The following is a 22,616-nucleotide window of genomic DNA, read 5'->3' on the forward strand; positions in this document are numbered from 1 at the left end:
CCATTGCCGTGGGACGGAAGGCGGTCATCCGGCACTCGTCTCACCGGCCGGCGGGCACTGGACCGGGCTCAGTGGCTCGGCCATGGCGACGAGTACCTCACGCGGTCCTTCGAAGGCCTCCCTGCTGTGTGCGGTGCGCACATTGTCGACGAGCATGAGGTCGCCGGCCCGCCACGGCTCACGGGCGGTATGGGTGGCGTAGATGTCGTTCAGGAGCTGGATGATGTCCGGGCCGATGGGGTCGCCGCCTCCGAAGCTGGTGTTGAACGGCAGCGATTCGGCGCCGTAGACGTCGATGAGGTATTCGCGGATTTCGGGTTCGATCGTCCATTCGTTGAGGAAGGCGACCTGGTTGAACCAGCAGCGGCGGCCGGTGACCGGGTGGGCCGTCACGGCCGGGCGGCGCTGGCGGGTGCGCAGGCTGCCGTCGGGTTGCCAGGCGAATGCGATGCCGGAGGTACGGCAGTAGTCCTCGATGGCCCCGCGGTCATCGGTGCCGAAGGCCTCGCCGCAGGAGGCGCCGATCTCGTCGTTGTAGGTGCGGGAGAGCAGCCAGCCTTCCTGTTCGAAGCGGCGGACCAGTTCTGCCGGCAGTGCCTCCAGGACGGTGGCGGCGTCGGCGACGGCGGTGGCTCCGCCGGTGGTGGGCGCGGTCGGACAGGCGAACAGCACGAGACCGGGGGGCTGGAGCGTGTAGCTGAGTTCGTGGTGCATACACATCGGCTGGTTCGGCGGCCATGCCGAGGAGGAGTACACGCCCGGGGTGTAGGTCCGACGGGGGGCGAACGATTCCCTGTCGGTCATCGGGGCGGCGGCCAGGCGGTGGAGGACGTCGGCGGCCCGGTCCGCGTCGCGCAGGTCCAGGCCACGGACGAGGACCGCGCCGTGTTCGGTGACCAGGGTGCGCAGTACCTGACGGTGGTCGGCCGCCCAGGCCGACGCGTCGTCAGGGGTATCCACGGGCAGGATCGGGGGCATGCCGGGACGCAGCTCCACGTGGAGGAGTGACGCCGGGAACAGGCAGGACATCGTGTTTCCTTTCGACGCGGTTCAGGAAGAGGCCATCGGTTCGGTCGCCCGGCGCTCGGGCCGGGTGTCGACCAGCGCCGCGAGGTCGGTGAGGACCGGGTGCGCCATGACGTCTTTGAGGGCCACGGCGCGGTCCAGGGCTATGGCGAGTTTCACCGCCGTGAGGGAGGTGCCGCCGCGGTCGAAGAAGTGGTCACGGCGGCCGATGTGGCTCTGTGGCACGCCGAGGACGTGTCCCCAGGCGGCCGCCACCCGCTGCTCGGTCGGTGTGGCCGGCGGCTCGTGATCGCCCTCGTGGGCGGCGAGTTGTGTGGCGAGTGCCGCCAGTGCCTTCTTGTCGATCTTGCTGTTCGCGGTCAGCGGGAGGCTTTCGCGCCAGTGGAACGCCGACGGGACCATGTAGGCGGGCAGAGACGCACCCAGCCGGTCGGCGAGGGTCCCGGCGTCGACGGGCTTCGGGGCGCAGTAGAAGGCGACCAGGTGCTTGCTCTGATCCGCCTGCTCGCCCACCACCACCGCACCGTCGCGGACACCGGGGAGGCGGAGCAGGGCGTTCTCGATCTCGCCGATCTCGATCCGGAACCCGCGGATCTTGACCTGCGTGTCGCGGCGGCCGAGGAACTCCAGCTTCCCCGAAGGATGCCAGCGTCCGTGGTCGCCGCAGAGATGGAGCCGCGTGCCGGGGCGGTGCGGATCGGCCAGGTAAGCCGCTCGGGTGCGTTCGGGATCGTTGATGTACCCGCGGCCGACACAGACTCCGGAGAACGCGATCACGCCCGGGGCGCCCAGTGGCACCGGCGCGAGGTGTTCGTCGACGACGTAGACACGCACGTTGTTGACCGGGCGGCCGAGCAGGACGCGTTCCGGCGTGCGGTGCATGACGTCGTGGTTGGTGTCGTCCGAGGTCTCGGTGAGTCCGTAGGCGTTGACCAGCGCGATCCCGGGCTGCGCGGTGAACCAGCGCTCGGCGGTCTCCTTCTGCAGTGCCTCACCGGTGACCGACAGGTACCTCAGGTCGGGCAGTGCGCGGGGGCGCCGTTCGAGTTCGGTCAGCACCGCTTCGAGGTACGAGGGCACGAGCTGCAGGACGGTGGCCCTGCCCTCGGTGATGGTGTCGAGGAATCGGGGGACGTCGAGGACGGCGTCCTGTTCGACCAGCAGGGTTCGCCCACCGGTCAGCAGGGCGGACAGCAGTTGCCACAGGGAGATGTCGAAGCACTGCGGCGCGGTCTGGGCAACGACCTGCCCCTCCCCGATCCGCAGGTCGTCGATCTTGGCATGAAGGTGGTTGAGCAGGCCTGCGTGTTCGCACATGGCGCCTTTCGGCTCACCGGTGGAGCCGGAGGTGAAGTAGATGTAGGCCAGTTGGTCGGGCGTGACGTGGATGCCGAGGTCGTCGTCCGCGTGCTCTTCTTCGTAGGCCGCCTCGACGAGGAGTCTTTCGACTCCCGGCCGGGAGTCGAGTGCCTGGTCGAGGGTGGTGGTGCTGCCGGGTTCGGTCAGCACCAGGGTGCAGTCGGCGCGGGAGAGGACGGCGGCGATGCGTTCGGCCGGGAAGTGCGGCTCGATGGGGAGGTAGGCGCCTCCGGATTTGAGGACCGCGATAACAGCGGCCAGCCAGTCCAGGTTGCGTTCGGTCACCACCGCGACGACACCTTCGCGGGCGAGCCCGCGGGCTGCGAGGGCGCGGGCCAGCCGGTTCGCCCGGGCGTTGAGCTCCGCGTAGGTCCACCGCCGGTCGGCGTGCACGGCGGCGATGGCATCCGGATGCATCCGCACCCGGTCCTCGAACAGCTCATGCACCCTCGCGTTCGGCAACTCTCTTGTCGGCCCGGCAAGTTGTTCGAGCTGGAACCGCAGTTCTTCATCGGACAGCAGGCTCTGGCGTGCGTGTTCGGCGTCGGGGTCGGCGGTCATCAGCGCGAGCGCGGTCAGGTGATAGCCCGCGATACGGACGGCGCTGTCGGCGTCGAGCCGGTCGGTGCGGTAACGCAGCCGCAGCACGAGCCGGCCGTCATGGTGCCGGATGCCCATCCGCAGCGTGGTGTCCTCGGTGAGATCCCTGTCGATCGTGCCGAGATCGAGGACTGCCTCGAACAACGGCCCGGTCAGGCCCAGTTCGCGCTCCAGATGCTCGATCTCCGCGGCCGGAACGTCCTGGTGCGCCAGCAGTTCCGTGGACGCCTGGTGGGTGGTGTCCAGCAGTTCCCGCCACGAGACGGGTGCGGTGGTGAGCCGGCACGGCAGCGGGCTGCCACCCTCGGTGACGTAACCGGTGATGACCTCCTGCTCTCCGGACAGTGCCGCGAGCACCTTGGCGTGCGCCGCCAGCAGAAGCGACTCCAGCGGTATCGCTAGTTCGTCCGCCAGGCGGCACAGCCCGGTGAGAGTGCCGTCGGGCGCCTGTGTCTCGTACTGGCCCACGCCGGGCACCGGTTGGAGGGTCCAGCGCGGGACGGGGGTGAGTCCGCCTGCCGCCAGGACGCCGCGCCAGTACTCCAGGCCGTCTCGTGTGGGGTTCGGATACGTTGCCATCGGATCGTCTCCTCTGCTTCTGGCCGGTGTCGCGGTGTCAGTTGCCGCGGGCTCGGACGACATGAGCGGCGTCGATTTCCCTGTGGCCCCCGAGGTGGATGTCATTGCCCGGCATGTCCCGGGCCGGGTTGCCCGCCCACCGGGCGTGCGGGGGGACTTCCTCGCCCTTCATGAGGAAGGAGTCGGGGGCGAGCACGGCGCCGTCGCCGATCGTCACGCCGTAGTGGACGAAGGCGCCGACCCCGAGGGTGCAGCCGCTGCCGAGGGCACTGCGGTCGGACTTGAAGGCGCCGTCCTCCTGCGAGTGGCACTGGACCACGGTCCCGGCGTTCAGCGTGCTGTCGTCGCCGATGGTGACGAGGGTGCGCTCCGGGAAGAAGCAGCCGTCGTCGAAGACCCGCTCGCCGATCCGGGCCCCCAGGAGCCGCAGGATCACGTTCTTGAAGGGGGTGCCGTTGAACGCCTCGACGTACTCGACCGACGCCATCTTCCAGAAGCGTTCGTGACGCCAGAAGGGCGGCTCATAGATCGAGCAGTACAGCGGCTTCTGCGCCTTGAACCCGTTGGAGGCCCGTTCGATCAGCACGAAGTGGACGACGGTGAACGTGAAGGCGAGGATGCCGGCCAGGGCGATCGCCAGCGCGCCGAACGAGGGATAGAGGTCGGCCGCGCCCATGGTGATGAGGGTGATGACGAAGAGGTGGGTCCACCGTGCCACCAGGTACAGGCCGACGGTTGCGGCATTGTGCTTGTTCTTGGCGGTCAGACGGCGGCGGAACTCGTCGCCGGTCTCCAGATGGTTGAACCTGTTGTCCCGCATCACGGTGCGCGGGATCTCGAAGCTGGGTGAGCCGAGCAGGCCCACGCCTTCACGCACCGGGCCGTCGATGGGGACCATCACCTTCGTGGCGAGCAGGCAGTTGTCGCCGGTCTTGCCCTGTGAGGGGTAGGCGATGCGGTTCCCGAGGAAGTTCCGGGGCCCGATCGACGTACGGGAAACGCGGAAGGACGTGCCGGAGTGGTCGGCGTTCATGAGGGACAGGCCGTCGGCGATCATGGTGCCGGTACCGACGGAGCTCAGGTAGGGGTTGTCGTGCTTCACCTCGGTGCCGAAGTTCGACCCGGTCTGCTCGATGCGGGACAGGTCGTATCCGAGGTAGCGCAGGTAGTGGACGATGCCGGAGCTGTCGCCGAAGAGCGTGGTGAGGAGCTTCCTGTTGGTCATCAACTCGATCGCCCGCTGGATGCCGTAGTGGAAGCCGTACAGCGGATAGACCTTGCCGGGTTCGACGGCCCGGTTGAGGACACGCGGCACGGTGCCCACGAACAGGAGGCCGGCGAGTACGGAGCCGAAGAGGACCGTCAGGGAGGCGGCCAGGGCGTCGACGTAGAACGCCGGGCTGGTCATCGGCCGGGGGGCCAGGAGCGCGTGCAGCTGCGGGACGCCGGCCAGCAGGACGCTCACGCCGCCCATGGTCAACGGCAGCCACACCAGCAGCAGACTCAGCAGTTGCAGAACACAGTAGGTGGTCCTCTTGCGGGCGGGGCAGTCGGCGGGGCCGACCCTCTCGTAGTCCACGTCGGTCGGCTGCGCCGGCGAACCGTGCCAGTGTTCTCCGGCGGGCACCACCTGTCCGGCGTGCAGCGAGGATGCGTGGCCCAGCTGGGCGCCGTCGCCCAGCTCGGTCTCGATGTCGAGGACCGTGTGCTCGCTGACGAGCACATTGCTGCCGAGCGTGACCCGGCCGGTCTGGATCAGGCCGCCGTGGGCGCGGTAGCAGGACAGCAGCACGTCCTTGCGGACGACCGTGCCCTCACCCACGGTGAGCAGGTCGGTGCAGATCGGGATCGCGCGGGTGAGGATCGTGACGCCTCTGCCGATCCGCGCGCCGAGCGCCCTGAGGTGGAGCGCGTAGAGCGGTGAACCGATGAACAGGCGCAGGGGGCTGGTGCGGATCAGGGTCTTGACGACCCAGAACCGCAGATAGGCCATGCCCCACAGGGGGAACGCGCCTGATCGCCAGCGGCCGATGAGCGTCCACTTCGCCACGATCGGCAAGACGCACAGGCCCAGGAAGCCCACGCCGACGCACAGGACCGAGCGCAGATAGAGGTCGAACAGACCCGAGCCTACGGAGATCCATTCATAGCTTTCGGCGGCGGCGAGGGCGGCAAGGAAGGAATAGCCCAGGAAGAACAGGAACTGCAGCGTTCCGCAGACGATGTATCGCCGTGTGGCTGCCGAAGCGCCCGCGTCGACCGAAGCCTCTGCGTCCGCCGAAGCGCACGCGTCGGCCGGTGTCCGCGCCGACGCCGATGCCTCCTTGGCCGCATTCAGGGACGGGGACGGGGACAGGGACGGGGAGAGGGAGGGAGAGGGAGAGGGAACGCCAGCAGGCGCGGCGTCGATGAGCGCGACGGCCAGACTCCGGATGGTGGGGTATCGATAGATGTCCTTCATCGACACCGTCGGCAGGTCCTCCCGCTTCCTCACCCGCGCGCAGAACCGCGCCATCACCAAGGAATCAGCGCCCAGGTCGTTGAAGAAGTGACTGTGGGACGGCACCTGCTCAACGCGTACGACGCCGGCCAGCACCTCGGCCAGAAGCCTCTCGGTGCCAGTCGCCGGATCGGCCGCACACGTGTCCGCGGTTCTCTCTGGCATGTGAACTCCTTGAGGACGTTTCGGTCCGCGTCGGTCGGGGGCACACGAATTCGTGATCGCCCGCCTCTCCAGTAGGCCCGTCCGGGGAGTTCCTGTCGTGCCTCTAATTTTCGGGACTTGACACCGAGTAGTGGCCCTGGATAATCGGCCGCTTTCCATCGTCCGGCGATTGTCGCGCCGCGTATGCGCGCGCAGGGCGCGTGTCAAGCCCCGAATTTCTGTGGCATGACGCGACTGCTCCGATTCGGGCGTACTGGAGGCATTCCGGCGAGTCGCCACTCGCCGCCGAATTCCTCCCCGTGCGGCACCGCGACGGATCAGCTACCGGGAGGCCTTCCATCGTCGAGGAGACGACTATGCCTGTCATATCCGCCCCTCAGGCCTTCAATGAAGACGATCTCTACGTCGACCTTGAGGGAATCTTCGAGCACCCGTTGTTCCTCAAGTGCGAGGGATTCAATTTCGCGGGCTCGATCAAGCTCAAGGCCGCTACCGAAATGGTCGAGACCGCCGAACGCGACGGCCTGCTGACGCCGGACTCGGTTCTGGTCGAGTCGTCCTCGGGAAACCTGGGCGTGGCCCTGAGCGTGATAGCGGCGAACAGGGGATACCGGTTTCTGTGCGTGACCGACTCCCGCTGCAACCTGGCGACCAGGATGATGATGGAGGCCTTGGGCACCCAGGTCCGTGTCATCACCGAACCCGACCCCGTCACCGGCTTCCTCGGTGCGCGCATCGACCACGTCCGGGCGCTGTGCGCCTCCGCCGAGCGCTATGTGTGGCTCAACCAGTACACCAACCCGAGCAACGGCATGGCCCACCACCGATGGACCGCCCCGGCCATCGCCCGGCGGTTCCCGGACCTGGATGTGCTGTTCGTCGGGGCCGGCACCACCGGGACGCTGATGGGCTGCGCGCGCTACTTCCGCGAGTGGCACCGGCCGGTACGCGTCGTGGCCGTCGACGCCATGGGTTCGGTGACCTTCGGGGGCGCCCCCGGTCGCCGGATGATTCCCGGCCTGGGCACCAGCAGGCGCCCCCCGCTGCTGGACGAGTCCTGTGTCGACGATGTGGTGCGCGTGTCAGAGGCCGACACCATCCGGGCCTGTCACCGGCTGGCCAGGCGTGGGTTTCTGTTCGGGGGTTCCACCGGCACGGTGGTCAGCGGCGCGATGGCCTGGCTGGCTCGTCAGGAGGGACGGGAACCGACCGCGGTGGCCATCGCCCCGGATCTGGGTGAGCGGTACCTGGAAACCGTCTACCAGAGCGCCTGGGTGCGGGACCTGTACGGCGAAGACGTCCTCGACCCCGGGGCCCTGACCCTGGCCTCCCAGGCAGCCTGACCTCCGCGGTCAGTTCTGGTTCACCGGCCTGCCACGCCCTGGCAGCGCCGCCCGCATGTCCGGTCCGGCCACCGCGCGGTCGTGAGTGTTCCGGGCGGTGGGAAACGCCCGGAACACTCACCACACCAGAGCGGCAGCGGGCTTACCTGGCGAGTTCGGTCGGTTTGTCGAGTCGCGTCAGCTTCCGTGGGTTTCTCAGCACGTAGATCCGGGTGACCCGCCCGCTCTCCACCACGAGGCTCACCGCGCCCGGCTCGCCGTCGACCTCGATGCGGCCCGCGGGCGCGCCGTTGAGCCACACGGTCGTCGCATCGAACGCGGCCACCACCCGGTTCGCGCGCGCGAGCAACTCCGCCACCACTTCGGCCCCGTGGATCGGAACCAGAGCGGCGGCCACGAACCCGCCGCCGTCGGCGATCATCACCACCTCCGGCGCCATGACCTCCAACAGCTCCTGCAACCGCCCGGTTCGCAACGCGATCACGAACCGCTCCACCACGGCCTGCTGCTCCGACCGGCTCACCTGCACCCGTGGCCGTCGAGCCGCCACATGCTCACGTGCCCGCCGCGCGATCTGCCGCACCGCGGCGGCGGACTTCCCGACGGCCTCGGCGATCTCGCCGTACGGCATGTCGAAGACCTCGCGGAGCACGAACACCGCCCGTTCCACGGGCCCGAGTGTCTCCAGCACGGTCAGCATCGCGATCGAGACACTCTCCGCGAGTTCCACGTCCTCGGCGACGTCGGGACTGGTCAGCACTGGCTCGGGCAGCCACTGGCCCACGTAGTCCTCGCGACTGCGCGACAACGTCCGCAGGCGGTTGAGCGCTTGCCGGGTAACGGCTCGCACGAGGTACGCCCGCGGGTCACGCACCTGTGACTGGTCGATGTCGGCCCACCGCAGCCAGGTCTCCTGCAGCACGTCCTCCGCGTCGGCCGCGGAGCCGAGCATCTCGTAGGCGACGGTGAAGAGCAGGCTGCGATGGGCGACGAAGGGATCCTCGGTCATACCGTGGACGCTACGCCGGACTTGCCCGGGCGCGCGGTCGGCGGAATCTCGCACGCATCGGAGAAGCCCTGCGACTCGACCCCGTTCGCCACGTTGGCCCTGGTCGCCAGGTTGACATAGGCGATGTACGCGGTGAGCTCGACCATCGCCGCGGGGCCGAGCCGGTCGAGCAGGCCCGCGTACAGCTCGTCGGTGACGGTCGGCGGCGTGTTCGTCATGGACTCGGCGTACTCCAGCACGTCCCGCTCCAGCGGCGTGAACACCTCCGACTCCCGCCAGCGCGGCACCTGGCCGGCCTTGGCCAGGTCCAGGTTCTGGTTGTGCGCCTGGAAGTAGCCGACGTCGAGGCACCAACTGCAGCCGACCTGTGCCGCTACGGCCATGTGCGCGAACGACTTGAGGCTCGCGTCGGCCGCGTCCCACGCACCCACCCTTGCGCCGAACTCCAGGTTGTCCTGGGTGACCTTGGGACTGTGCCACAGCACCTCGACGTTTTCGGGCACGGCACCGAGCTGCTTGATCATGTTCTCCTTGAGCTCGGCGGGGAGCTCGGCCTTCGGGAGGCGTAGCGCCATGGTGTTCTCCTTGTCCGTGTGTCTGTCCGGCATGAAGACACCGCCGGACCCGCGCATGTGACAAGCCGGTCCTGCGCATGTGACAACAGGCGCAACCGCGGTGGCCGAGAAGATGTCTCTCACCGCGTGACCCGAAGTTCCGGAGCGAGTGGGACTCCGGTGGCACGGCGGAGACCGGTGTCCCGGTCGCGGTGAAGTAGCTCAGCGAGTCACTGCGCACCCGGCTGGCTCGGCGCGATCGTGCCACGCCGAGCGCTCGCACTTGGTCCCGCGTCTTCCAGAGCCGGAGTCCGTCATGAGCCGGATCGTAGGAGCGGCCGGGAGGGGGCGATGCGCCCATCCCCGCCGACGAGGTCCCCGAGGCGGTAGGGATCCTGGTGCGGCGCGGTCTGGCCGAGGTCCCGGAGGAACGGCCCACCCACGCCGAGGCGTTCGTCACGGAACTGTTGGCGCCCGCCGGCGCCGCCCACGGGCCCGACTGGGAGGAACGCGGCCGCGGCCGACTCGCCGCGCTGGTGGCACCGCTGCCGCTGCTGCCCTCGGCGCGCAACGCCCCGCGAACCACCACGGACACCGCGCGCACGGTCCTGGGCCGGCCACCGGACCACGGCTGGGTTCGGTCGTGGCTCCCCGGCCGGCCGGGACTGCTGGTGCCCGCCGCGGCGGCGCCACCCAGTACACGCCCAGCGTCGACCACACCTTCCAGAACAGGGGCTGCTACTGGGCGGTTCAGGCCGCGACCCACAGCGCGCTGCCCGCCGCACCACCGGCCCCCGCGCCCCGCGTCGGCGCCCGCGCAGACATGCCCTGCCCGCGCTGATTCTGATCCTTGTCATCGCGTTCCTGGCCTGGCAGCACCTCGGGCCGTCCGCCGGATTGCGCACGGTGTCCGAAGCGACGGCACCAACTCGGGCGTCCTGCGTGAAACGGTGGTCCGAGGCCAGAGGCGGGCACGGCTCCACCTCCTGGGGACCTTCCCGGGCCAGGGTCACTACAGGGCGCGAGCCGAACTGCGGATCCTCTCCCCCACCCGCCGTACGGTGACCACCCACCCCGCATACGACTGCCCCCGACCCGGGCGGTACGTCCACTGGAGTGAGAACGACCACCCTGAAGTCTGGCGTTCGCCTATCCCGTCAACGTCTGGCTGGTGAGCAACCACCTGAAGCACGGGATGGGAACGGTACGTGTGCTGGGCGAGGGCGGCGAACCGATCCACACACCGACAGCCGAAGCAGCCCCGGCCGGCACCGAAATGACCATGGCACGGACCGAGGTGACCCAGGAACAGAAGGCCGCCATGGCGACGCTGACCCTCGTCTTCCTCACGTCCGGTGTGCTCCTGGCCGCCGTCTTCGGACACCTCGGCTGACGGCGTCGGCAGCACCCGACGTCACGCACTCCGACATCAGCCTCCGTCTCGGGGTGACGTCCGGCTCGAGGCCCTCCCGCTTGCCTGCGGCGAACCGCTGTCCGTAGAAATGTGGGTGCTCACCCCAGCCCTCTGGGAGGGCCTGCTCACCCTTGTGCCGGCAGAAAGGCCAGCGGACATGACCGCACCCCGTTCACCGTCCCTGCTCGCGGTCTTCGCCCATCCCGACGACGAATCCCTGGCCGCGGGCGGCGTACTCGCCCAGCATGCCGCCGCGAACACGCGTACCGCGGTCGTCACCACCACCTGGGCGCCCGACAGCCACCGGGCTGCCGAACTCGCCGACGCGCTCGGGATCCTCGGAGCCGGTGAGCCACGGATGCTCGGATACGCCGACGCCCGGATCCCCGAGTCGGCACCCGGTCGGCCACGCCTGTGCGACGCACCGCTCGACGACGTTGTCGAACGGATCGTCAAACACCTCAGGGAGTTCCGCCCGCAGATCGTTGTCACCCACGACGCCTACGGCGGTCTCACCGGCCACCCGGATCATGTCCATACCCACCGTGCGACGACGCTCGCCGTACACGCGGCCGGACTCGAACACCTCTATCCCGAGGCGGGAGCCCCCTGGCACCCCAGCGCGCTCTACCTGGCGACGCACCCGCACTCAGGTGTCGGAGAGCTGGGCAGCCTCCTGACTCAGGTCGGCAAGTCCGTGCTCAGCGTCCCGGACGAGCAGGTGGCCGCACGCGTCGACGTGAGCCCATGGCTGCGGACGAAGTGGCGCGCCATCCTCGCCCACCGCAGTGAAGTGCGACGCCGCCGCCCCCTTCCGGCCATCCTGTCCCGCCTTCCTGCCGACACCCGGCAACGCATCCTCGCCACCGAGTGGTACATGCGTGTGGACGCCAGACCCAGGCCGGGTGAGCTGCGGGAACTGACCGCCTGACCTCGCCCCGGCCCCTGGGCACCGCGATCGGCGCAGTCCTGCGACGAGGAGCTCGACCAGCCGACGTGCGTCGTAGAGGGTGGGTCACCGACGAGCTCATCAGCGTGTCGGCCCGAGGCGCAGCACCGCCCTTCGGGGCCCTGTTACACAGGGCAACTTGAAATAACCATGACAGTCTGCGGGGCCTTCGCCGTTTAGGGTGTTTGTTGTGGTGGACTGGAATTCGCCGTTTCGAATACCGCCGACGACAGGCGCCGTCGTCGGAAGCGAGGCTGCCCCGGACTCTCGCGCGCTCGCCCAGCTCGCCGAGTTGCACACCATGGCGGCCGGAATCGGTACGACGCTCGACGAAGGCACGACCTGCACGGAGCTGACCCGGGCGGCCGTCGGGCTGGCGGGTGGTACGGCAGCGGTGCTGTGCCTCAGACGCGGAGCCGACTCGGACTACGAGGTCGTCGCAGGTGACCCCGCGGCGCTGCCCGACGCCGAGTGGGCCGCCGCGGCGGCCCAGGAGGCGGCTGCCCCGGGAAAGAACACGGTCACCTCTCCCGCCCCGAGCGGCGCCCCGCACACTCTGTGTGTGCCGCTGGCCACCGGGGGCCACCACTACGGAGCACTGGTGTGCGCCCGGCAGGAAGCGCCTTTCACCCACCAGGAGGCGGCACTCATGACGCTGCTCTCCGAACGCGCCGCCTCCCACATCCGGCACGCCCGGGAGCACGACGCGGTGAGCAGCATCATCGGCAAGCTGCAGCGGGCCCTGCTCGCCGAACCGGGCCGGCCGCACCCGAACCTGGACGTCGCCATCCGCTATCTGCCCGTCGGGCAGAGCGCACTGATCGGCGGCGACTGGTGCGAGACCGTACGGCTGCACTTCGGCCGCACCCTGCTCGTCGTCGGCGATGTCATGGGCCACGGCCTGGAGGCGGCGGTCGACATGAACGCCTACCGCTCCTCGCTGCGCTACATCGCCTCCGCCGACCTGCCCCCGCACCGTGTGCTGCGCCAGCTCGACGACATGGCTTCCACCGAGTCGGAGCGCAGACCCGCCACCTGCCTCGTGGCGCAGGTCGACCCCAACCGCGGCCAGGTGACGCTGGCCAGCGCCGGCCACCTGCCTCCGGTCGTGATCGACGCGGCAGGCCGTGCCTCCCTGCTGCCGGTGCCGGTCGGCCCGCCGCTCGGCACCGGTCTGGGCGGCTATGAACCGGCCACGTACAAGCTGGACCCCTCCCAGACACTGATGCTTTTCACCGACGGGCTCGTCGAGCACCGCGGTGAGGACATCGACCAGTCCCTGAACCGGCTGGCCAGCGTCGGCTTCCAGGCCGCGTCGGGCGTCGAGGACATCCTCGACACGGTGCTCGCCAGCCTCGACGCCACGGACGCCGAGGACGACGTCGCCCTCCTGGCCGCCCGGCTGCACCATCGCTCCGTCCTTCCAGAGGGCACGGGGCATTGAGCGCCGCAACGCCGGCCCCTGGGCCCTGGCGCTCCAGGAGCACCTGACCAGCCTGGTGGTGACCCTCCCGTGAAATTCCTGCCCAAGGAGCCCGAGGATCTCGTACGAGCCCTCAGAGCCGCTGGGATCGGAGACGAACGGCTGCTCGGCGCCGTGCGGGCAACACCTCGGGCGGGGTTCGTCCCGGCCGGTCAGGTGGCCGATGCCTACCGGGACGTACCCGTTGCGATCGGGCAGGGGCAGGTCACTACGCAACCCTCGTTGTCGGCCATGATGATCGAGGGCCTTGGTCTGGGCGGGAGCGAGCACGTCCTGGAGGTCGGTACCGGCCTCGGCTTCCAGACCGCGCTGCTCGCCCTGCTGGCCGCCGACGTGGTCAGCATCGAGATGCGGCCGGGCATCGCCCGGCAGGCTCGGGTGAATCTCGCACGGCACGGCGTGCGGAACGTGGAGCTGCGGGTCGGCGACGGCAGCGGCGGCGTGCCGGACCGCGCTCCCTATGACGCGGTTCTCGTGTCCGCCGCGTTCCCGGAAGTGCCCGCGCCGCTGGCCGCGCAGGTGCGGCCGGGCGGCCGCCTGGTACAGCCGATCGGGCCGGGCGGGCACGAGCGGGTGGTGTGCTTCGAGCGCACCACATCGGGTCTGGAGCAGTTGCGGGTGCTGACCGCGGCCTACTTCGTCCGGCTGCAGGGGCGATACGGCTTCCCGCCGGACGATGCGGGCCTTCCTTGACCTCCTACTCGTCCCGAGACCCCTTGCTCGTCCCATGACCTCTTACTCGTCCGAGACGCGTACGACCGCCAGCGTGATGTTGTCGGGGCCGCCCGCCTCGATGGCGGCCTTCCACAGCTCGAAGGCCGCACGGCCGTCGTCGTGCTCCCGCATCACATCGTCGATCACATCCGTGAGCACCGGATCGGTCAGACCGTCGGTACAGATGAGATAGCGGTCGCCGGGCGACACGGCCGTGGCCGTCACATGGGGGCTGATGGCGCGGTAGGCGAGGGAACCGCCCAGGCACTGGGTCACCACGGACGTGGTGCGCTGCCCGGGTTCGAGCGGGGGGCTGTCGTCGACGCTGACCTGACGCAGCCCGTCCCGGTAGGCCGCGAAGACCCGGCTGTCACCCACGTTGAACACCATCAGCGAGCCGGGCTGTACGACGGCGCCGGCGATCGTCGTCCCCATGGTGGCGAGCGCGCTTCCCTCGTCACCGCCGGCGGCCTGGTACACGGCACGGTTGCAGGCGTTCAGGGCGTCGCGGACGGCGTCCTCACTGCTCAGGGCGGAACCTGTCGACGCGATCCGGCGGACGACCAGGGCGCTGGCCACCTCGCCGCCCGGATGGCCGCCGAGCCCGTCGGCGACGGCGATGACGAGGGGTGTCCCGAGCGGGAAGACCAGGGTCTGCGGGCTCTCGGTCACCGTGGCGCACAGGGTCCACGGTCCGACGACGAGGCTGTCCTCGTTCCGGTCGCGGAGCAGCCCGGGATGACTCAGCGCACTCACAGCCACGTAGGGCACGGAACGCCACCGCCTTCCAGCACCGGGCACACAACCTACGCAGGTACGCATTCCCTGCATCAAGGGTAGGCGGCTTCGGGGCGGCCGCCCGTCGGCCCCAGGGTCGCCGCCGCCGGCCCGGGCCGGGTCAGCGGATCACCAGGACGTGGTCACGGCGGGGCAGCAGCTCGCCCACGACAGGCGCGCCGGGAACTTCGCCGGCCACCAGCAGCCCGCCGGAGGTCTGCGCGTCGGCCAGGAGCAGCGCCTCGTCGTCGGAGGCCGCCCGGGACGCCGTGGCGGCCGCGGCCGGATGCACGGACGTCGAGTTCTATGCCGTAACGGTCGGTGAGCTGGGACCGCTTCAGGCCCCGCTTGCCCCGGTCCACCGGGGACCGGCCGGCGCACTCGCCGCCCGCGGGTGCCTTGGTGATACAACCGTCCGCGGCCAGGTCCTCCAGCTCAAGACCCACCATCTGGTCGTAGGCCCGCAACACCGCGAGAACCAGGTGGCCGGCGACACCGGCAGCGATCCACTCGTCCCGCCGACGCCGGATCGTCGTCGCCGAACACGCCCCATCCGCAACCCGCTCGTAGCCCATCCCCGACACCAGTGCCAGAACGAGCCGGTCGAAGACCACCGCGTCCTGCGGCCGTTCAACGTCAGCGAGTGCGGACGGAGCCTAGGGGGACGAGGGAGTTCCCTCCGTACCCGCTCAGGCTCGGGCTTCTCAGAGCTTCCCGCCGATCTCGCATGCCCGGCACGGCGGCTGGCCGCAGGTGCACTGCGTGATGGCGTCGAGGACCTCGCGATCGTGGTAGAGGCACTCGTCCTTGCAGGTGTGGCGTGGGATGAATCCCGCCGGGATCTCACCAGGCCACGGCTCGTGACCGTCCCGGCAGCGGGCGAACCGCTCGGGGTCGGTGGAGTGCAGGTCGTGCATGCTCGACCGCGCCTCGTCCTCCAGTTCCCGCACTCGCTCCACCAGGCTCTTCAGCTCGGCGGCGATGCTGGAGTACCGGTCGGCGCCGGTCCTTACGTGTGCGGCCCGCAGTGCCATCGCTGCGTTGCCCAAAAACCGGCCGGCATCCTGAAGATCGGTCACGTGATGCAACTGAATGCCGTTCACGCCCCGCACCCACACGGCGTCCATGCTGCTCACTGATCCACCTTCCCGGCGTTCGCCTTGATTATCTTGCGAAACAGTATGCGCGGCGCCGGTGCCTCCGCATAGGATAAAAATCTGTCTATTTAGCAAGCTAAGGGTCGCGGTCGCGCGCCGCCAGCAGATTCGGAGTGAGTCGGCTCACAGGAGGCATGGGCTCGCAACAGGCATGGCATAGCCGAAGGTCCATTGCCCACTCATGTGGTGGATCTTCGGCTGCATCTTCCATTGGATCTTCTGCTGTTTGCTTGTCCGCCGTCTGTTATTGAGCCGGAATTATCAGGTTGCCAGTCGGTAAGGCGCCGACCAGAAGCGTCGCCGTTGCTTGGCGGCGCGCCGTTTTCCGGCTCAATATGCGTTATCCGGCGACCGTGTAGGAGCGCGCTCCCGTCCCGGCAAGCCCACCGCCGTCGACGATCAGGTACTCCGGACGGATGGGGCGCCCGTCGAACCAGCATTCCAGGATCTCCCGGGTACCGGCCGCGTAGCGGGCCTGCGCCGAGAGGCTCGAACCGGACACGTGCGGCGTCATCGCCTGGTACGGCATGGTGCGCCAGGGATGGTCGGGCGGTGGCGGCTGCGGATACCAGACGTCACCGGCATAACCGGCCAGTTGGCCGCTGTTGAGGGCCCGCACCACGGCATCCCGGTTGACGATGAGCGCGCGTGCGGTGTTGACGATGTACGAACCGCGCCTCATGACCCCGATCAGGTCGTCGTCGAAGAGGTTCTGCGTCTGCGGATGCAGCGGAGTGTGGATCGAGAGCACGTCGACCGAGGAGGCCAGCGAACGCGCATCGGGATGCCAGGTCAGCTCCAGTTCCTCTTCGACCTCCTTGGACAGCCGGTGCACGTCGCAGTAGTGCAGCGTGACGTCGAACGGCTTGAGGCGGCGCAGTACCGCCTGCCCGATACGGCCGGAGCCGAGGACGCCTACGTCCATGCCTTCGAGGTCGTAGGCGCGCGAGACGCTGTCGGCGATGTTCCAGCCCTTCTTGGCGGTCACCCAGTCGTGGGCCGGCATGTAGTTGTGCACCAGAGTGAGGATCTGCATGACGGCATGCTCGGACACGCTGATGCTGTTGCTGTAGGTCACCTCCGCCACCGTCATGCCGTGGGTAATGGCGCTCGGCAGGTCGACGTGGTCCGACCCGATCCCCGCTGTGATCGCGAGTTTGAGCCGGGGAGCGGAGGCGATCCGCTCAGGGGTCAGATAAGCAGGCCAGAAGGGCTGCGAGATCACCACGTCCGCGTCGGGCAGCTCGCGGTCCAGGTCGGAGTCCGGCGCTTCCTTGTCGCTGGTGACGACATAGGTGTCGCCTCGGTCCTCCAGGAACCGGCGTAGCCCCAGTTCTCCCGAAACGCAGCCGAGGAGCTGCCCCGGGGTGAAATCTATGGCTTGTGGGGTCGGCGTTGTCTGACCGCCCGGATAGCCGGTGATGGCCGGGATCTCGTCGCGGGCGTAGTCGGGAGGATAACCGCCCACGGGGTCGGGATAGAGCACCGCAAGGATCTTTGCCATGGCCGTCCTCCATCGGTGGAGCCGCCGCTCCGGCTGAATCGGTCGGGTACCGATGATCTTGAATTTTAGTTGAGTATGCGTCGGCGCTGCAATCCCCACGGATATCGTGGAGATGGGTCAGTGGATAAGGATGCGGATATTCGATGGGGCCTCCGGCAGGAGTGCGGGGACAGTGTGTATGGATCCGTGTTCTGTACGGAGGCTTCTGATGCGGGCGGACGAATCCGGGCCCGAGAGGGAATCTCGAGAGCCTGCATCCATCTCCGGTGCCGATCCCGGTCCGGGAGGCGATCGCGCGCCGTCACGCTGACCGTTCGCCGCCGCCGGGTTTCTCGGCTCCTTCACCACTTTCTCGACGTGGATGGTCGACACCGATCGCCTTCTGCGTCACGGCCACTACGCAGTCGCGGCGTTCAACGTTTTCGGCAGTCTGTTCGCCGGCCTGGCCGTCACCGGTCTGGGTCTGGCCATCGGCAGGATGGACCTGGCCCGGCGGGTGCGGCTCGCCGCGGGGCACGGCCGCGCCCGCCGGTATGGCTGGTGATTAGCCTGCTCGCCGTCGGCGCTGCGGCCGCGGTCGGGGCAGTTGCGCGCTACGTACTCGACCAGTATGTGCAGTACCGAAGCCCGGGCGTGTTCCCGTGCGGCGCGTGGCTGATCAACATCACCGGTTCGTTCGTGCTGGGGCTCGTGCTGGGGCCTCTGATGGGCCTCGGCGCACGGCACGGGCTGCCGGAGCAGGTCGTGCCAATTGTCGGCGTGGGATTGACGCCTATACAACGTTCTCCACATTCAGTTACGAGTTGGTCCGCCTGCGCGAGAAGGGGCAGGTCAGAAAGTTCCTGCTGTACGGCGCTTCGACCCTCGCGGTGGGTCTGTTGGCGGCAACGGCGGAGTTCGCCACCGGGTCGTTCTGAGAAAGGGCAGACCCAGCCGTCCGGGACTTGACACGTGAAATTACGAGACGTCTCCTTGAAGGTAGGAAACACGCTGTGGCGTGCGCCTATCTGGGGACGCCACACACGATCGGGTTGGCCAGCGTCCACCGACATCCGGAGGCTGCTGATGGCAACCTATGAATATCTATGCAGCCGCTGTGGGCCCTTCGATGTGAAGTTGGAAATCGGGACGGCGCCCAAAGCTTATGGTTGCCCTGTTTGCGCAGGCGCTGCGAGACGTGTGTATTCCTCGCCCGGTCTCTCGCTGACCTCGAACGCGGTCGCCGCCCTCCACGTCCGGGAGGAGCAGGCGCGTGAGGCCCCGGCAGTTGTCTCCCAAGTGCCGCCACGCAGAAGGGTGCCACGGCACCCGCACCCCGCACTCTCGCGGCTGCCGCGTCTCTGAGGGCGGTGGTCGACAAGGCAGAACGTGTCGTGCGGGTTTCGACATCGGAACACGACGTCGTTCCCGTAGCGGTGCGCGGAATGCGGAATCACGCAGCGCGCGCCGGGAGCCGAGCCGTATCCACGGCAGCTCATCGGCGGCCCGGGCATCACGCGATTCCCCTCCCCACGCGGACTTAGGAGGTGCGTCCCCGTGGGAAACGTGGGACTGCTCTTTGTCGGTGCGGTGCTCTTCATGAACGGGTTGCTGCTGCTCGGGAAGGTCGATGCCCGAGCGGGAGCGGTGTTCAACCTTTTCATAGGCGCACTGCAGGTGCTGACGCCGACTTATCTCATCTTCACCGCCAACGACGACCCCATGAAGATCCTGGCGGCATCTGGCATCTACCTCTTCGGCTTCACCTACCTCTATGTAGGTATCGGCCTGCTCGCCGGCCTCGACAGCACCGGCGTCGGCTACTACTCGCTGTTTGTGGCAATTGCCGCCCTGGGATACTCGTTCGTCAATTTCCGGCTCTTCAAGGACTACCCCTTCGGGGTCATCTGGCTCTACTGGGCCTTCCTGTGGTTCCTGTTCTTCCTGCTGCTCGGTCTCAAGATGGACCACCTCAGGACCTATACGGGCTGGGTCACGGCGATCCAGGGCTGGGTCACTGGCGTGATTCCCGCGGGGCTGCTGCTCTCCGGCTACTGGAAGCACCCCACCGAGATCGCCATCGCACTGGCGGTCTTCGGCGTGGTGGTGTTCGTGGGGCTGTGGCCGCGCACCCGGAAATCGCCCCAGCCGACCCCAGCCGCTCCGCCAGCCGGAAGCGTGGGCGCACCAACGTGACCGGATCAGAAATGAGGAGCTGTCATGCCCGAAATTCTCTTCAATGTGGACCAAAGCAAGTCAATGCGTGATCAGGACGTTCCCGGCCACAACAGGTGGCACCCGGACGTCCCCACCGTTGCCATGGTGCGGCCAGGAGCGGAGTTCCGCCTGGAGTGCCGCGACTGGACCGACTGCCAGGTCGGCAACAACGAATCCGCCAACGACGTCCGCGACATCGACCTGACCATTCCGCACATGCTCAGCGGCCCGATCGGTGTGGAGGGCGCCGAACCAGGCGACCTGCTCGTCGTGGACCTTCTCGATCTCGGCCCTGTTCCGCAGCAGACCGGAGACGCGGCAGGCCAGGGCTGGGGCTACACCGGCATCTTCGCCAAGGCCAACGGCGGCGGCTTCCTGACCGACTATTTCCCGGACGCCTACAAGGCGATATGGGACTTCCACGGACAGCAGGCGGTCTCCCGCCACCTACCCGGGATCCGCTTCACCGGAATCACCCACCCCGGGCTGTTCGGGACCGCTCCTTCCGCCGAGATGCTCGCCCGCTGGAACGCCCGCGAGCAGGCGCTGATCGACACCGACCCGAACCGGGTCCCGCCGCTCGCCGTACCGCCGGACAGCACCAATGCGCTCGCGGGCACGGCCACCGGGGATCTCGCCCGGCGCATCACCGAGGAAGGCGCACGCACGGTGCCGGCTCGCGAGAACGGGGGCAACCAGGACATCAAGAACTTCACCCGGGGTTCGAGGGTCTTCTTCCCTGTGCACGTCAAGGACGCCAAGCTCTCCGGAGGCGACCTGCACTTCAGTCAGGGCGACGGAGAGATCACGTTCTGCGGCGCCATCGAGATGGGCGGCTACGTCGACTTCCACGTCGACCTGATCAAGGGCGGCATGGAGACGTATGGCATCTCCACCAACCCCGTGTTCATTCCAGGTAACGTCGAGCCGAGGTATACGGAGTTCCTCACCTTCATCGGGATCTCCGTCGACCACGACACGGACACGAACTACTACCTGGACGCGACGCTGGCCTACCGCCGGGCCTGCCTCAACGCCGTCGAGTACTTCAAGAAGTTCGGCTACAGCGGAGAGCAGGCCTACCTGCTGCTCGGCTCCTCCCCCATAGAGGGACGCATCAGCGGCATCGTCGACATCCCCAACGCCTGCTGTTCGCTGTACGTACCCACCGCCATGTTCGACTTTGACGTCCGGCCAACCGCTGCCGGCCCGATGAAGGCCGACCGGGGTCAGTGCGCGTTGGCCACTGCCTGAACCGGACAACGAGGGATGCGTGCCCTCACGCAACATCGACGGGCCTGCCCTCAGCTAGTGGATCAAGGCGCGGGATACGTGAAGGCACCTCTGCCGATCGACACATCAGGGGTGTCACCGAAACCTTCGGTGACACCCCCCGCATCACGGCGTTCCCGTCCGGCGCACCCTCGGCATCGCCTCTCTCGGCGGAGCGACGCTGGACAACGAAGAGAACTACCTGATGAAGAAGCTCTACACGGCGCTGGGCGCGATCCAGATCGAGGACCAGGCGCGGATTTGACACTCCACCGCGGTTCCCGCTCTGGGGACCTCGTTCGGCCGTGGCGGAGCCACGACGTTCCAGCACGATCTGGCTGAGGCCGACTGCATCCTCATCCAGGGCTCGAACATGGCCGAGTGCCACCCTGTCGGCTTCCAGTGGGTGATGGAGGCCAAGGAACGGGGTACCACGATCATCCACGTCGGCCCCCGCTTCAACCGCACCAGCGCGCTGGCGGACATTCACATGTCGCTCCGGGCAGGGACCGACTCGCATTCCTCGGCGCCCTGGTCAAAGCACTGCACCCACGCCGCCTGCCTGGACGTCTGCCCGACCGGGTCGTTGTTCCACACCGAGTTCGGGACCGTGGTGGTGCAGAAGGACATCTGCAACGGCTGCGGATACGGCGTGCCGGCCTGCCCGTACGGCGTGATCGACATCCGCCCCGGCGACGGCCGGACCTTCAAGTGCACCCTGTGCTACGACCGGTCGGGGGCGGGCCGGGAACCGGCCTGCGCCCAGGCGTGCCCGACCGACTCCATCCGGTTCGGTCCGCTGGAGGAACTGCGCGAGCGGGCCGACCGGCGGGTGACCGAGCTGCACGAGCGCGGGGTGGACCAGGCACGGCTGTACGGCCGGGATCCGCAGGACGGCGTCAGCGGTGACTGCGCGTTCTTCCTTCTGCTGGACGAGCCCGAGGTGTACGGGCTCCCGCCGGACCCGGTGGTCACCACCCGCGACCTGCCGTCGTTGTGGCGGCACGCGGCCACAGCCACGGTCGGTGTGGCCGTGAGCGTGGCGCTGTCCTTCCTGGAGCGCGGGACCTTCCACAGGCAGGGAGGGGAAGCCGTGACGGGGAGCGGTGAGCGGGAGCGTCCCATGGTTCCGCGCGCGGAGTTCCGGTCGTACTACGGCCGGCCGATTCTCAAGCGTCCGACCTGGAGGGTGCCGGACGTGCCGGGATATCTGTTCCTCGGGGGAACGGCCAGTGCATCGGCGACCATGGCGGCGGTGGCCGAGCTGACCGGCCGTCGGGAGCTGGCCGGGGCAGGCCGGTGGGTCGCCGCCGCCGCGTCGGCGGCCGGCGTCGCCGCCCTGGTCCATGACCTCGGCCGCCCCGGGCGCTTCGCGCACATGCTGCGCGTCCTCAAGCCCACTTCGCCGTTGTCGGTGGGCTCCTGGATCCTCGCGCCGTTCTCGACGCTCGCCGCCGCCGCGGCCGCCTCGCAGGTGACCGGAAGGCTGCCGGGGCTCGGCCGGCTCGCCGGACTCGGATCCGGCGTGCTGGGGCCGGCGATGTGCACCTACACCGCGGTGCTGCTCTCCGACACCGCGGTGCCGGCGTGACACGAGGCGTATCCGGAACTGCCGTACGTGTTCGCGGGCAGCGCGGTGAGTTCGGCGGCGTCGGGGCCGAGCCGCTTCATCTCGCACACCGTGAGGATGACCCGCCAGTCGGACTGTGGCCATCACTCCCTACGGGCGTACGCGGATGACTGTCTTCCCGCTGCGTCGCGTGGTCGGGTTAAGGGCACCAACGGCTTCATCGAAGCTCGCGACGTGACCGATGTTTGTCCGCAGCCGTCCGTCCCGCACCCGTTGCACGATCTCGCCCAGTTCGGCGCGATCGGCCTCGACAACGAAGTCCACCGCCAGGCCGTCAGTGGGCCGTGCCTCGACCGGGCCGACGATGGACACCAGCGTTCCTCCGGCCCTGATCAGGGCAGCGGACCGCTTCTGAACGTCGCCACCGATGACATCGAAGACCAGA

Annotated in this window: 19 protein-coding genes and 6 pseudogenes; 14 read left to right on the forward strand and 11 right to left on the reverse strand. The window is 68.5% G+C overall.

Going from position 1 to position 22,616, the window contains the following annotated elements; all coding sequences use genetic code 11:
* Nucleotides 1-24: 24 nt before the first annotated feature.
* Genes ACIPSA_RS31615 through ACIPSA_RS31625 form a run of 3 tightly spaced genes read right to left on the reverse strand, consistent with a single transcriptional unit; the run spans nucleotide 25 to nucleotide 6,229 of the window.
* Entirely contained in the window at nucleotides 25-1,029 is a 1,005-nt protein-coding gene (locus ACIPSA_RS31615) for a TauD/TfdA family dioxygenase (protein WP_402640471.1), read from the reverse strand.
* A 21-nt stretch (nucleotides 1,030-1,050) separates the two neighbouring features.
* Entirely contained in the window at nucleotides 1,051-3,564 is a 2,514-nt protein-coding gene (locus tag ACIPSA_RS31620) for an amino acid adenylation domain-containing protein (protein WP_402640474.1), read from the reverse strand.
* Between the two features lie 37 nt (nucleotides 3,565-3,601).
* Entirely contained in the window at nucleotides 3,602-6,229 is a 2,628-nt protein-coding gene (locus ACIPSA_RS31625; protein ID WP_402640475.1) for a Pls/PosA family non-ribosomal peptide synthetase, read from the reverse strand.
* A gap of 356 nt (nucleotides 6,230-6,585) precedes the next feature.
* On the opposite strand from ACIPSA_RS31625, the gene sbnA reads away from it, so the two are divergent.
* Complete coding sequence (gene sbnA / locus ACIPSA_RS31630; RefSeq protein ID WP_402640478.1) at nucleotides 6,586-7,572, forward strand: 2,3-diaminopropionate biosynthesis protein SbnA; 987 nt, start codon at nucleotides 6,586-6,588, stop codon at nucleotides 7,570-7,572.
* Nucleotides 7,573-7,714: 142 nt separating this feature from the next.
* Here sbnA and ACIPSA_RS31635 read toward each other — a convergent pair whose 3' ends face one another.
* On the reverse strand, nucleotides 7,715-8,581 hold the full coding sequence (locus ACIPSA_RS31635) for an RNA polymerase sigma-70 factor (protein WP_402640481.1): 867 nt from the start codon (nucleotides 8,579-8,581) through the stop codon (nucleotides 7,715-7,717).
* Nucleotides 8,578-9,156, reverse strand: a complete 579-nt coding sequence (locus ACIPSA_RS31640; RefSeq protein ID WP_402640539.1) for a carboxymuconolactone decarboxylase family protein — start codon at nucleotides 9,154-9,156, stop codon at nucleotides 8,578-8,580. The genes ACIPSA_RS31635 and ACIPSA_RS31640 overlap by 4 nt, the downstream gene beginning before the upstream one ends.
* A 622-nt stretch (nucleotides 9,157-9,778) precedes the next feature.
* Here ACIPSA_RS31640 and ACIPSA_RS31645 point away from each other — a divergent pair.
* From ACIPSA_RS31645 to ACIPSA_RS31665, 5 genes are all read left to right on the forward strand, one after another.
* Nucleotides 9,779-9,976, forward strand: a complete 198-nt coding sequence (locus ACIPSA_RS31645) for a hypothetical protein (RefSeq protein ID WP_402640482.1) — start codon at nucleotides 9,779-9,781, stop codon at nucleotides 9,974-9,976.
* 330 nt (nucleotides 9,977-10,306) lie between these two features.
* A complete protein-coding gene (locus ACIPSA_RS31650; protein WP_402640484.1) occupies nucleotides 10,307-10,528 on the forward strand; it encodes a hypothetical protein in 222 nt (73 codons plus the stop codon).
* 178 nt (nucleotides 10,529-10,706) lie between these two features.
* Nucleotides 10,707-11,480 (forward strand): PIG-L deacetylase family protein, encoded by a 774-nt coding sequence (locus tag ACIPSA_RS31655; protein ID WP_402640486.1) that lies wholly within the window; start codon nucleotides 10,707-10,709, stop codon nucleotides 11,478-11,480.
* A 208-nt stretch (nucleotides 11,481-11,688) separates the two neighbouring features.
* On the forward strand, nucleotides 11,689-12,942 hold the full coding sequence (locus tag ACIPSA_RS31660) for a SpoIIE family protein phosphatase (RefSeq protein WP_402640489.1): 1,254 nt from the start codon (nucleotides 11,689-11,691) through the stop codon (nucleotides 12,940-12,942).
* 69 nt (nucleotides 12,943-13,011) lie between these two features.
* The gene (locus ACIPSA_RS31665; protein WP_402640491.1) at nucleotides 13,012-13,674 is read left to right on the forward strand and encodes a protein-L-isoaspartate O-methyltransferase; all 663 of its coding nucleotides are present in this window, start codon (nucleotides 13,012-13,014) and stop codon (nucleotides 13,672-13,674) included.
* Between the two features lie 42 nt (nucleotides 13,675-13,716).
* Here the strand turns inward: ACIPSA_RS31665 and ACIPSA_RS31670 are convergent, their stop codons facing one another.
* The 5 genes and pseudogenes from ACIPSA_RS31670 to ACIPSA_RS31690 form a co-directional block, all read right to left on the reverse strand.
* A complete protein-coding gene (locus ACIPSA_RS31670) occupies nucleotides 13,717-14,466 on the reverse strand; it encodes a PP2C family protein-serine/threonine phosphatase (RefSeq protein ID WP_402640493.1) in 750 nt (249 codons plus the stop codon).
* Nucleotides 14,467-14,593: 127 nt separating this feature from the next.
* A pseudogene (locus tag ACIPSA_RS31675) lies at nucleotides 14,594-14,728 on the reverse strand (selenide, water dikinase SelD); the annotation flags it as partial.
* Between the two features lie 43 nt (nucleotides 14,729-14,771).
* A pseudogene (locus tag ACIPSA_RS31680) lies at nucleotides 14,772-15,101 on the reverse strand (IS5/IS1182 family transposase); the annotation flags it as partial.
* A 75-nt stretch (nucleotides 15,102-15,176) separates the two neighbouring features.
* Nucleotides 15,177-15,599, reverse strand: coding sequence for a hypothetical protein (locus tag ACIPSA_RS31685; RefSeq protein WP_402640542.1), 423 nt, complete (start codon nucleotides 15,597-15,599; stop codon nucleotides 15,177-15,179).
* Between the two features lie 370 nt (nucleotides 15,600-15,969).
* Nucleotides 15,970-17,133: an NAD-dependent formate dehydrogenase gene (locus tag ACIPSA_RS31690; RefSeq protein WP_402640496.1), complete on the reverse strand. Its 1,164-nt coding sequence runs from the start codon at nucleotides 17,131-17,133 to the stop codon at nucleotides 15,970-15,972.
* Between the two features lie 325 nt (nucleotides 17,134-17,458).
* Between ACIPSA_RS31690 and ACIPSA_RS31695 the strand changes: the two are divergent.
* The 8 genes and pseudogenes from ACIPSA_RS31695 to nrfD all read left to right on the forward strand — a co-directional run.
* Nucleotides 17,459-17,677 (forward strand): annotated as a pseudogene (locus ACIPSA_RS31695) (fluoride efflux transporter FluC); the annotation flags it as partial.
* A 106-nt stretch (nucleotides 17,678-17,783) separates the two neighbouring features.
* Complete coding sequence (locus tag ACIPSA_RS31700; protein ID WP_402640498.1) at nucleotides 17,784-18,050, forward strand: fluoride efflux transporter FluC; 267 nt, start codon at nucleotides 17,784-17,786, stop codon at nucleotides 18,048-18,050.
* 148 nt (nucleotides 18,051-18,198) lie between these two features.
* Nucleotides 18,199-18,477, forward strand: coding sequence for an FmdB family zinc ribbon protein (locus tag ACIPSA_RS31705; protein ID WP_402640501.1), 279 nt, complete (start codon nucleotides 18,199-18,201; stop codon nucleotides 18,475-18,477).
* A 192-nt stretch (nucleotides 18,478-18,669) separates the two neighbouring features.
* Entirely contained in the window at nucleotides 18,670-19,308 is a 639-nt protein-coding gene (locus ACIPSA_RS31710; RefSeq protein ID WP_402640503.1) for an AmiS/UreI family transporter, read from the forward strand.
* 24 nt (nucleotides 19,309-19,332) lie between these two features.
* A complete protein-coding gene (gene fmdA, locus ACIPSA_RS31715; protein ID WP_402640505.1) occupies nucleotides 19,333-20,583 on the forward strand; it encodes a formamidase in 1,251 nt (416 codons plus the stop codon).
* A 148-nt stretch (nucleotides 20,584-20,731) separates the two neighbouring features.
* Nucleotides 20,732-21,138 (forward strand): annotated as a pseudogene (locus tag ACIPSA_RS31720) (molybdopterin-dependent oxidoreductase); the annotation flags it as partial.
* A gap of 1 nt (nucleotide 21,139) precedes the next feature.
* Nucleotides 21,140-21,664: pseudogene (locus tag ACIPSA_RS31725) on the forward strand (4Fe-4S dicluster domain-containing protein); the annotation flags it as partial.
* Between the two features lie 153 nt (nucleotides 21,665-21,817).
* Nucleotides 21,818-22,192, forward strand: a pseudogene (gene nrfD / locus ACIPSA_RS31730) (NrfD/PsrC family molybdoenzyme membrane anchor subunit); the annotation flags it as partial.
* A 129-nt stretch (nucleotides 22,193-22,321) separates the two neighbouring features.
* Here the strand turns inward: nrfD and ACIPSA_RS31735 are convergent.
* Nucleotides 22,322-22,616: zinc-binding dehydrogenase (locus tag ACIPSA_RS31735; RefSeq protein WP_402640507.1), on the reverse strand; the 295-nt coding region annotated here is incomplete at its 5' end.

The organism is Streptomyces sp. NPDC086549 (assembly GCF_044746205.1).
Taxonomy (GTDB): Bacteria; Actinomycetota; Actinomycetes; order Streptomycetales; family Streptomycetaceae; genus Streptomyces.

What these genes read in the sequence shown, in the direction of transcription:
- ACIPSA_RS31615 (WP_402640471.1), bottom strand. Translation starts at nt 1,029, where the DNA reads ATGTCCTGCCTGTTCCCGGCGTCACTCCTCCACGTGGAGCTGCGTCCC.
- ACIPSA_RS31620 (WP_402640474.1), bottom strand. Translation starts at nt 3,564, where the DNA reads ATGGCAACGTATCCGAACCCCACACGAGACGGCCTGGAGTACTGGCGC.
- ACIPSA_RS31625 (WP_402640475.1), bottom strand. Translation starts at nt 6,229, where the DNA reads ATGCCAGAGAGAACCGCGGACACGTGTGCGGCCGATCCGGCGACTGGC.
- sbnA (WP_402640478.1), top strand. Translation starts at nt 6,586, where the DNA reads ATGCCTGTCATATCCGCCCCTCAGGCCTTCAATGAAGACGATCTCTAC.
- ACIPSA_RS31635 (WP_402640481.1), bottom strand. Translation starts at nt 8,581, where the DNA reads ATGACCGAGGATCCCTTCGTCGCCCATCGCAGCCTGCTCTTCACCGTC.
- ACIPSA_RS31640 (WP_402640539.1), bottom strand. Translation starts at nt 9,156, where the DNA reads ATGGCGCTACGCCTCCCGAAGGCCGAGCTCCCCGCCGAGCTCAAGGAG.
- ACIPSA_RS31655 (WP_402640486.1), top strand. Translation starts at nt 10,707, where the DNA reads ATGACCGCACCCCGTTCACCGTCCCTGCTCGCGGTCTTCGCCCATCCC.
- ACIPSA_RS31685 (WP_402640542.1), bottom strand. Translation starts at nt 15,599, where the DNA reads ATGGACGCCGTGTGGGTGCGGGGCGTGAACGGCATTCAGTTGCATCAC.
- ACIPSA_RS31690 (WP_402640496.1), bottom strand. Translation starts at nt 17,133, where the DNA reads ATGGCAAAGATCCTTGCGGTGCTCTATCCCGACCCCGTGGGCGGTTAT.
- ACIPSA_RS31705 (WP_402640501.1), top strand. Translation starts at nt 18,199, where the DNA reads ATGGCAACCTATGAATATCTATGCAGCCGCTGTGGGCCCTTCGATGTG.
- fmdA (WP_402640505.1), top strand. Translation starts at nt 19,333, where the DNA reads ATGCCCGAAATTCTCTTCAATGTGGACCAAAGCAAGTCAATGCGTGAT.